At 66.0% G+C, this 8,645-nt stretch carries 7 protein-coding genes; 2 read left to right on the top strand and 5 right to left on the bottom strand.

All coding sequences use genetic code 11. From position 1 onward, the window contains the following. Positions 1-296 precede the first annotated feature (296 nt). Together AC4HIX_RS17475 and AC4HIX_RS17470 are read left to right on the top strand one after the other, a co-directional pair. Positions 297-2,087, top strand: a complete 1,791-nt coding sequence (locus AC4HIX_RS17475) for an aminopeptidase P family protein (protein WP_490399908.1) — start codon at positions 297-299, stop codon at positions 2,085-2,087. Positions 2,088-2,160: 73 nt separating this feature from the next. Next, positions 2,161-2,502 carry a DUF427 domain-containing protein gene (locus tag AC4HIX_RS17470; protein ID WP_490399907.1) on the top strand — a complete coding sequence of 114 codons (342 nt, stop codon included), beginning with the start codon at positions 2,161-2,163 and terminating at the stop codon, positions 2,500-2,502. A gap of 187 nt (positions 2,503-2,689) precedes the next feature. Here AC4HIX_RS17470 and AC4HIX_RS17465 read toward each other — a convergent pair whose 3' ends face one another. The 5 genes from AC4HIX_RS17465 to lpxC all read right to left on the bottom strand — a co-directional run bounded on the left by AC4HIX_RS17465 (position 2,690) and on the right by lpxC (position 8,590). Next, positions 2,690-2,881 carry a hypothetical protein gene (locus AC4HIX_RS17465; RefSeq protein WP_475046473.1) on the bottom strand — a complete coding sequence of 64 codons (192 nt, stop codon included), beginning with the start codon at positions 2,879-2,881 and terminating at the stop codon, positions 2,690-2,692. A gap of 221 nt (positions 2,882-3,102) precedes the next feature. Beyond that, positions 3,103-4,785: a chloride channel protein gene (locus tag AC4HIX_RS17460; RefSeq protein WP_490399906.1), complete on the bottom strand. Its 1,683-nt coding sequence runs from the start codon at positions 4,783-4,785 to the stop codon at positions 3,103-3,105. A gap of 91 nt (positions 4,786-4,876) precedes the next feature. Next, entirely contained in the window at positions 4,877-6,526 is a 1,650-nt protein-coding gene (gene recN / locus AC4HIX_RS17455; protein WP_490399905.1) for a DNA repair protein RecN, read from the bottom strand. A 27-nt stretch (positions 6,527-6,553) separates the two neighbouring features. Next, positions 6,554-7,402, bottom strand: a complete 849-nt coding sequence (locus AC4HIX_RS17450; protein ID WP_490399904.1) for an outer membrane protein assembly factor BamD — start codon at positions 7,400-7,402, stop codon at positions 6,554-6,556. Between the two features lie 240 nt (positions 7,403-7,642). Then, positions 7,643-8,590, bottom strand: a complete 948-nt coding sequence (lpxC, locus tag AC4HIX_RS17445) for a UDP-3-O-acyl-N-acetylglucosamine deacetylase (RefSeq protein ID WP_490399903.1) — start codon at positions 8,588-8,590, stop codon at positions 7,643-7,645. Between the last annotated feature and the right edge of the window lie 55 nt (positions 8,591-8,645).

Genomic DNA, 8,645 nt, shown 5'->3' with positions numbered 1-8,645 from the left:
GTTGGGCGGGGGGGTGCGGGGGGGGGGGGGGCCGGGTGCCGACGGCACCCGGCGCTTGGCCCAACGGGCCGGAGGGCATCTGTGATGCTCTCGCGGCCGGGCGGGAGCACTCCCGTTTGATTACCCCTTGCGTTGTGCCGTCAGGTCCCGGGAAATCTCTCTGCCGCCGCCCTTGCCAGCAGCAGGGCGATTTGGGACAAGAAGGGGCGCGCGCCCCGGCCCGCGCGTTTTCTTTACCGCGGCCCCGGAGTGCGCAAGCTTCCCGCCGCCCCGCCCCTTCAGCAGGAGACATGCCGATGTATCAGTCTTTCGACGTGACCGCCCGCCCGGAACAGGGCCCGCCCCGGCTGGCCGCGCTGCGCAAGGAGCTGGCGGCGGAAGGCCTGGACGGTTTCCTGGTGCCCCGCGCCGACGCGCATCAGGGCGAATATGTGGCCCCTCATGACGAGCGTCTCAGCTGGCTCACCGGTTTCACCGGCTCGGCGGGCTTCTGCGCGGTGCTGCAGAGCATCGCCGGTGTGTTCATCGATGGCCGCTACCGCACCCAGGTGAAGCGCCAGGTGGCTGCGGAGTTCACCCCCGTGCCCTGGCCCGAGGTGCAGCTGGCGGACTGGCTGAAGGAGCAGCTGCCGCATGGGGGCAAGGTGGGGTTTGATCCCTGGCTGCACCCCGCAGGACAGATCACGTCGCTCACCAAGGAGCTGGCGGGCAGCGGCATCACCCTAGCGCAATCCGAGAACCTGGTGGACCGGATCTGGCAGGACCAGCCGGCACCGCCAATGAACCCCGTGGCCGCCCATCCGCTGGACTATGCGGGCGAAAGCGCCGCGGACAAATGCACGCGGCTGGCCAAGGGCCTCCAGGACGCAGGCCAGACGGCAGCCGTCATCACCCTGCCCGACAGCATCATGTGGCTGCTCAATATCCGCGGCAGCGACGTGGCGCGCAACCCGGTGGCGCATGGCTTTGCCATCCTGCACAGCGACGCGCGGGTGGACCTGTTCATGGCGGCAGAGAAACTCACGGGCCTGGAGGCGCATTTCGGCAGCACCGTCACCGTGCATCCGCCCCAAGACTTCCTCAAGGCCGCGGCAGCTCTCAACGGCTCTGTCGCAGCGGACTCCGGCACGGTCCCGCAGATCGTCGCGGACAAGCTGGGCGAGCGGCTGGTGCCCGCAGGCGACCCCTGCGCCCTGCCCAAGGCGCGCAAGAATTCCGCCGAGATCGCGGGCAGTGCCGCCGCCCACCTGCGCGACGGGGCAGCGATTGTCGAGATGCTGGCCTGGCTGGATGCCCAGGCGCCCGGCACCATCACCGAGATTGATGTGGTGAAGAAGCTGGAAGCCCTGCGCCGCGAGGATCCCGCCTTGCGCGACATCAGCTTTGAAACCATTGCAGGCACCGGCGAGAACGGTGCTGTCATGCATTACCGCGTGACCGAGGAAACCGACACGCGGCTGGAGGACGGCCACCTGCTGGTGCTGGACAGCGGCGGCCAGTATCTGGACGGCACCACCGACATCACCCGCACCATCGCCATCGGCACCCCCGGAAACGAGGAGCGCGCCGCCTATACCCGCGTGCTGCAGGGCATGATCGCCATGTCCCGCCTGCGCTGGCCCAAGGGGCTGGCGGGCCGCGATATCGAGGCCATCGGCAGGATGCCGCTGTGGCTGGCAGGGCAGGATTTCAATCACGGCCTTGGCCACGGCGTCGGCGCCTATCTCAGCGTGCACGAGGGCCCGCAGCGGCTGGCGCGCACCAGCCATGTGCCGCTGGAGCCCGGCATGATCCTGTCGAATGAACCCGGATACTACCGCGAGGGCGCCTTTGGCATCCGGATCGAGAACCTTCTGGTTGTTGAAGAGGCCCCGGCCCTTGACACCAGCGACCCGGAGCGCGAAATGCTGTGCTGGCGCACGCTCACCTTTGCCCCGGCAGACCGGCGGCTGGTGGATGCCTCCATGCTGACAGCAGACGAGAAAGACTGGCTCGACAGCTATCACCAGGAGGTTGCAGCAAAGATCGGACCGCAGCTCAGCCCCGCCGCGCAGGCGTGGCTTGATGCCGCAACCGCGCCGTTGTGACCCGGGTCTGACACCCGGCTGTTACATGGACTGAACAAAAGATGACACGAACGAAGAAAATGGGAAATCACGCATGACAAATATCCGTATCCGCAAGGCCGAAGGCACCTGGGTCGTCCGTTCCGGCGGCGCCGTATTGGGCGAAACTTCCAATGCGCTGGAGCTGACGGAGGGCGATATGGATCCGGTCATCTATTTCCCGCGCGAAGACATTGCCATGGCGTTCCTGGACCGCACCAGCAAGACCACCCAGTGCGAGCACAAGGGCGAGGCCAGCTATTTCTCGATCGCCAACAAATCCTCGGTCACCGAAAACGCGGCCTGGAGCTATGAGGATCCGAAAGAGGCGGCGGCAGAGATCAAGGGCTGCCTGGCATTTGTGCTGAGCGACTCTGTCAAGGTTGAGCAGGTCTGAGCCCACCCGTCCGCGGCGGCACCCCGCCGCCGCCCCGCGCGGGGGCAGCTATGAATTTCCGGAAGCCTAATCCGGACCGCACCGGTGCCAAGGCGCCGGTGTTTTTTTTGGGGGTGCGCGGCAACAGGTACCGCACATCCGGCCTTGCGGGCCGGAAGCTGCAGTTCCTTGTTCCGGAAGAAGGGGGCTAGGTCAGAATGGCCCGGCTGAGGTTCAGCCTAGCTTCCTCCAGCGCGTCGCCTGCGCCAAGGATATCCGTTTCCCGGGCGCATTGGATCGCGTAGTTGATCACTGCCTCCAGTGCCGCCCGTTCATTTTCCCGCTCGTCCGCCGTATTTTTCGCACCAGCCTCTTGCGGGCCGATTTCGAGGTTACGCATGAGTTTCCTACCGAAGTGAGTAAGTCTTGCTATGTCCTGGTTGTAGTGTTGTCGGAGGCTCAGCCGCAGGGCAACGCAAATCTTAACTTTCCATTTACCTGTAGCGGATTTCTCACAGATGCGGGGAAGATCCGGCCCGGTTTCCCCCTTGCGAAGTGCCGGAAGGCGGGCGGCAGCGGCAGAATCCGCGCTTGCCCTGCCAGGGCAGCCGGTTTCTGGGGTTATCTGTGCTCCTCGGCGGCGGTGGCGGCCAGGGCGCGGTTATAGGCCTTCAGCGCATCCACATGGTAAAGGGCGCCGATGATCTCTTCCGTGCCGGCCTCCTCCATCATCACCGGGAGAAAGGCCGCGTCGGCGCGGTCGAACACCGGCATCGCCGCCTCCAGCGAGGCGGCGGCGCGGATGCACAGCCCCTCCTCCACCAGCGCCTGGCACTCCTCCAGCGTGGCGCAGCGGCTGTCCCCCATCGGCCGCATCACGGCGCCCGCGCGGATCAGCGCCAGCAAATAGGCCTGCGGCCCGGCTGCGCAGTGAATGTCGCGCTTTTCCAGCTGGGTGAGGAAGAAGGAGCGGTCCACCAGCCGTGACGCCAGCGCAGTGGACATGGAGACCGAAACCATCACCGCCAGGCCGATCTGCCAGTCGCCGGTCAGCTCGAACACGATGAGCGTGGTGGAGATCGGCGCCCCCAGCACGGCGGCAGCTACAGCTCCCATGCCGGCAAAGGCATATAGCGTGTGGGTGCCCGACACGTCCGGCAGCACCGAGGTCGCGATCAGACCAAACGCCAGCCCGGTGAGCGCGCCGATCATCAGCGAGGGGGAGAACACCCCGCCGCCCATGCGCCCGCCCATGGTGATGGCAACGGCGGCGGTCTTGACCACGGTGAAAATCACCGCCTCCGCCAGCAGCAGCCCGCCGGTCAGCGCCAGCACGGTGGTTTCATAGCCGACGCCGATGATGTGGGGGTACCAGACCGCGATCACCCCCAGCATGGCGCCGGATACCGCCGGGCGCAGCCAGCGCGGCAGGCACAGCCGCTCTTGCACCTTGTTGCCGACCTTGTCGGCAAAGAAGATCGCCCGCATTTGGACCACCGCCACCAGGCCGCAGATCAGCCCTAGGATCAGGAAGGCCGGCAGCTCCACATAGAATTGCAGCGCACCGGGCGTGACCAGGGTGAATTCGGTGACATCGCCGTATTCCAGCCGGTTTATGACGGTGCCCGCAACCGAGGCAATCACGATAGGCGCAAAGGCATTGACCGCGAAGTGGCGCAGCACCACCTCCAGCGCGAACAGGGCGCCGGCAATCGGCGCGTTGAAGCTGGCAGACACCGCCGCCGCCACCGCACAGCCCAGCAGGTCGCGCCCGGTGATGCCGTCGGCGTTGATCCGGTTGCTGACCCAGGTGGAGATCACCCCGGCCATATGCACCACCGGCCCTTCACGCCCGGTTGAGCCGCCGGTGGACAGCGTGATGAAGGACGCCAGCGCCGAGGCAAGCCCCTCCCGCTGCTCGACGCGGCCGTCGTGCAGCGCCGCGCCCTCGATCACGTCGGCGACCGAACGGACCCGCCCGTCCGGGGTGAACCGGTCGAGGATCAGGCCGACCACCAGACCGCCGCCCGCAGCGATGGACACCAGCACATACCAGGGCAAGCCCTGCGCAAAGCTGTGCAGGTAATCCACATCCGGCGCGCCATAGACCCAGGCCTGCAACGCCGCGATCCCCTTGCGGAAGAACAGCGCCGCAAAGCCCGCGGCGATGCCGATCAGCAGCGCGATCAGCCAGAACTGGAACTGGCTGGGGCCGCGGTGGCGCATCACCCGCCAGATATCCTTGAGGCCGGCCAGCCATTGCAGGGAAATTGCGGAAAGGGACGAACGGATTTCTTGCACCATAACCTGTCAGCGGGTCTTTTTTGTTTTCAATGGCCTACAACTGCCATGAAGCCGGTTAAAGAACCCTCACCCCGCCAGGTGTTCCGGCAGGTTATCCGGCCAGCAACGCGCGGGCCGCGGCACGGGCCTCGTTGGTGATGGTATCACCGGACACCATACGGGCAAGCTCATCCACCCGTTCCGTTCCATCCAGCGGCACCACCTGTGACAATGTCATGCCGTCGATCACCTGCTTGCGCACCTGCCAATGATGGCCGCCAAGCGCCGCCACCTGCGGCGAGTGGGTCACCACCAGCACTTGGCCGCCGCTTGCAAGGTTGCGCAGCCTGCGGCCCACAGCATCCGCCGTTGCACCGCCGACCCCGCGGTCGATCTCGTCGAAAATCAGCGTCTTGCTGGCATCCTCGCCGCGCAGGCAGACCTTGAGGGCCAGCAGGAAGCGGCTGAGCTCGCCGCCCGAGGCGATCTTGTTCAGCGGCCCGGCAGGCGCGCCCGGATTGGTGGCGACGGTAAAGGCCACCGCGTCGGTTCCGTCCGGTCCCGGCTCTGCCGTGGTAATGCGGGTCTCAAATACCGCCCGCTCCATCTTGAGCGGCGCCAGCTCTGCCATCACCGCCTTGTCCAGCGATGCCGCGCCCTGGCGGCGCACAGCACCCAACTGCTTGGCGGCTTGCGTGTAAGAGTCTTCTGCCGCCTTCAGCGCGGCCTCCTGATCGGCCAGGTTCTGATCGCCCGCATCCAGCGCGGCAAGCTTTGCCCGCAAGGTTTCGGCATAGTCGCCCAGTTCATCCGCCTGCACGCCGTGCTTGCGCGCCAGCGCGCGGATCGCAAACAGACGCTCCTCGCAGTCTTCCAGCTCACCCGGGTTGAAATCCAGGCTGCCAAGCACACGCTCCACACCGTCCTGAGCATCGCCCAGCTCAATCATCGCGCGGCTCAGCGCCGCCAGCGGCTCATCCAGGCCTGTTTCATCCTCTTGGCCCGCAACGCCCTCCAGCCAGCGCTGCGCCTCGCCCATGGCGGACTCGGCGCCCTCGCTGAGCAGCGCATGGGCGCGGGCGATGTCGCCGCGGATGCGCTCAGCCGCCTGCATCTGGCGGCGGCGGGTGTCCAGCGCCTCATCCTCGCCCGGCTGCGGATCCAGCTTGTCCAGCTCAGCAACCGCATGGCGCAGGAACTCTTCCTCGGCCCGCACCGCGTCCAGCGCGGCACGGGTGGCCGCCACCGTCTTGCGCGCCTTGGCCGCTCCGGCCCAGGCCGCCCGGACTTTGGCCAGCAGCGGCTGGGTGCCGGCATATTGGTCCAGCAGCGCCATATGGCCGCGCGGATTGAGCAGCCCGCGGTCGTCATGCTGGCCGTGCAGTTCAACCAGGGTTTCCGACAGCGCCCGCAGCACCTCGCCCGAGCAGCGCCGGTCATTGACCCAGGCGGTCTTGCGCCCATCGGCGGTGTTCACCCGGCGCAGGATCAGGCTGTCGCCGCCGGGCAGCCCGGCCTCTTCCAGGATCGCATGAGCCGGGTGATCGGCGGGCAGGTCGAATTCCGCCAGCACCTCGCCCTGCTTGGCGCCCTGGCGCACCAATTCGGCACGGCCGCGCCAGCCCAGCACAAAGCCGAGACTGTCGAGGAGAATGGATTTGCCCGCCCCGGTCTCGCCGGTCAGCACATTCAGCCCGGGCTGAAAGTTCAGCTCCAGGTGGTCAATGATCAGGATATCCCGGATATCAAGCGCGCGCAGCATTGCCCCGCCCCATTGCCGCAGCGGCCCTTACAGCCACTGCCCTTTCACCGTCTGCCGGTAGATCTGGCTCAGCCAGTTGTTGCCGCGGTCCTTGGGCTTGAGCCCTTGCGCGGTCAGCAGCCTGTAGCTGTCCTCGTACCATTCGGTGGACTGGAAGTTATGGCCCAGAATGGCCGCCGCAGTCTGTGCTTCGGCAGTCAGGCCCAGCGACAGATAGCCCTCGACCAGGCGGTGCAGCGCCTCTGGCGTGTGGCTGGTGGTCTGGAAATCCTCCACCACCACCCGGAACCGGTTGATTGCAGAGGTGTAATGGCCGCGGCGCAGGTAGTAGCGGCCGATCTCCATCTCCTTGCCCGCCAGGTGGTCAAAGGCCAGGTCGAATTTCAGGATTGCCGAAGTGGCATACTGGCTATCCGGGTAAACCTCGATCACCGTGCGCAGCGCCTGCAGCGCCTGGAAGGTCAGCCCCTGGTCGCGGCCCACCTCGTCGATCTGGTCGTAATAGCTGAGCGCCAGCAGATACTGGGCATAAGCCGCATCCTCATCGGCCGGGTAAAAGTCGATGAACCGCTGCGCGGCGGCGCGGCTGTTCTCGTAATCCTTGGTGGAGTGATAGGCAAAGGCCTGCATGATCACCGCCTGTTTCGCCCATTCGGAATAAGGGTACAGGCGCTCGATCTCGGCGAAGTAATAGACGGCATCCTTGGGGCGCCGGTTGGCCAGCTCGAACTCGCCGCGCTCATAGATCTGATCGGGGGAATAGGCCTCGACCGACTCGCCGCGCTTGACTGCGCCGCCGTCACCGCCGCAGCCCGCAAGCACCGCCATCAGAACGACCGCGCCCAAGGTTCTGGCTCCTGCCCTGATGCCGTTCATAATGCCTAACCTCACCGTCATTGACTTACGGGTGTCCGCCCCGGTTATGCCGTCTCTAGCATATTCGAATGGCGCGCAAAATGCCTTTCGCCACTTCCGCGTTCACATGGCAGAGAAAGCCGCCCGCGGTCAAGGCTGCGCGGGAATTCCCTGCCGCAAGGGCTGCCATTGCGGCCACATGAAAAGACCCGGGACAAGGGGGTCCCGGGCCAGTTGTCCGCTCGTTCCTGGTTTTCTGCCTTATGCCACGCGGCGCTGTTCAGCCGGGATTTCCGACCAGATCAGCCCCTGCCCCGGAAGCCGTGCGGTCATCGCTGCATCGCAGACGACGGCCCGGACTGCACCCGGCTCCGCAAACAAGGCTCGCAGCAAGGTGTTGGTCAGCGCGTGCCCCGCGCGCTCGCCAACGTAGCGCCCCAAGATCGGCCCCCCGGCCAGTGCCAGATCGCCCAGGGCATCCAGCATCTTGTGGCGTACAGGCTCGTCCGAGTGGCGCAGGCCCGCGCCGCTCTCGACCCGGTCCCCGTCAAACACAACCGCGTTCTCGCCCGGCACACCGCCCAGAGCGAGGCCGTTGGCCTGCATGGATTCGACATCCGCCTGACGGCAGAAAGTACGGCTGTCGCACAGCTCACGCGCAAAGCTGCCGTTGCGCATGTCCAGGACCTTGCTCTGGCGGCCGATCGCGGCTTCGGCAAAGTCGATGTGGAATTCGATGGTCAGGCGGTCCGACGGCAGCAGGGTGGCGCGGGCGCCGTCCTTTTCAACCGTCACCGGCTTCAGCACTTCATAGGCAGTCGCGGGCACGCCCTGGCGCTGCACGCCGTATTTCATGATCCCGCGCACAAACGGTGCCGAGGACCCATCCACAATCGGCACTTCCGGGCCGTCGATTTCGATCAGCGCATTGTGCACGCCGCATCCGGCCAGCGCCGCCATGATGTGCTCGACTGTGGAAACACTCACACCGGAGGTGTTGACCAGCCGGGTGCACAGCGGGCTGCGCTCAACCAGGTCCCAGCGGGCCGGAACCAGTGTGTTGCCCAATGCGATGTCGGTGCGCTTGAACACGATCCCATGCCCCGCCGGAGCCGGGATCAGGATCATGCGGGCGGGCTTGCCGGAATGCAGTCCGACCCCTTCAAATGCCACCGATGCCTTGAGCGTATTTTGCACGTTGTGCCTCATTTCACTATGTCCGGCCTCCCGGGCCGTGTTGCGAAAGAGAGTTAAGGTTTTGGAA

This window comes from Leisingera sp. (assembly GCF_982940295.1).
Note: the sequence above shows the minus strand (reverse complement) of the source record. Positions and strands in the feature narration are given on the sequence as shown.

What these genes read in the sequence shown, in the direction of transcription:
- AC4HIX_RS17465 (WP_475046473.1), bottom strand. Translation starts at nt 2,881, where the DNA reads ATGCGTAACCTCGAAATCGGCCCGCAAGAGGCTGGTGCGAAAAATACG.
- recN (WP_490399905.1), bottom strand. Translation starts at nt 6,526, where the DNA reads ATGCTGCGCGCGCTTGATATCCGGGATATCCTGATCATTGACCACCTG.
- AC4HIX_RS17450 (WP_490399904.1), bottom strand. Translation starts at nt 7,402, where the DNA reads ATGAACGGCATCAGGGCAGGAGCCAGAACCTTGGGCGCGGTCGTTCTG.
- AC4HIX_RS17475 (WP_490399908.1), top strand. Translation starts at nt 297, where the DNA reads ATGTATCAGTCTTTCGACGTGACCGCCCGCCCGGAACAGGGCCCGCCC.
- AC4HIX_RS17470 (WP_490399907.1), top strand. Translation starts at nt 2,161, where the DNA reads ATGACAAATATCCGTATCCGCAAGGCCGAAGGCACCTGGGTCGTCCGT.
- lpxC (WP_490399903.1), bottom strand. Translation starts at nt 8,590, where the DNA reads ATGAGGCACAACGTGCAAAATACGCTCAAGGCATCGGTGGCATTTGAA.
- AC4HIX_RS17460 (WP_490399906.1), bottom strand. Translation starts at nt 4,785, where the DNA reads ATGGTGCAAGAAATCCGTTCGTCCCTTTCCGCAATTTCCCTGCAATGG.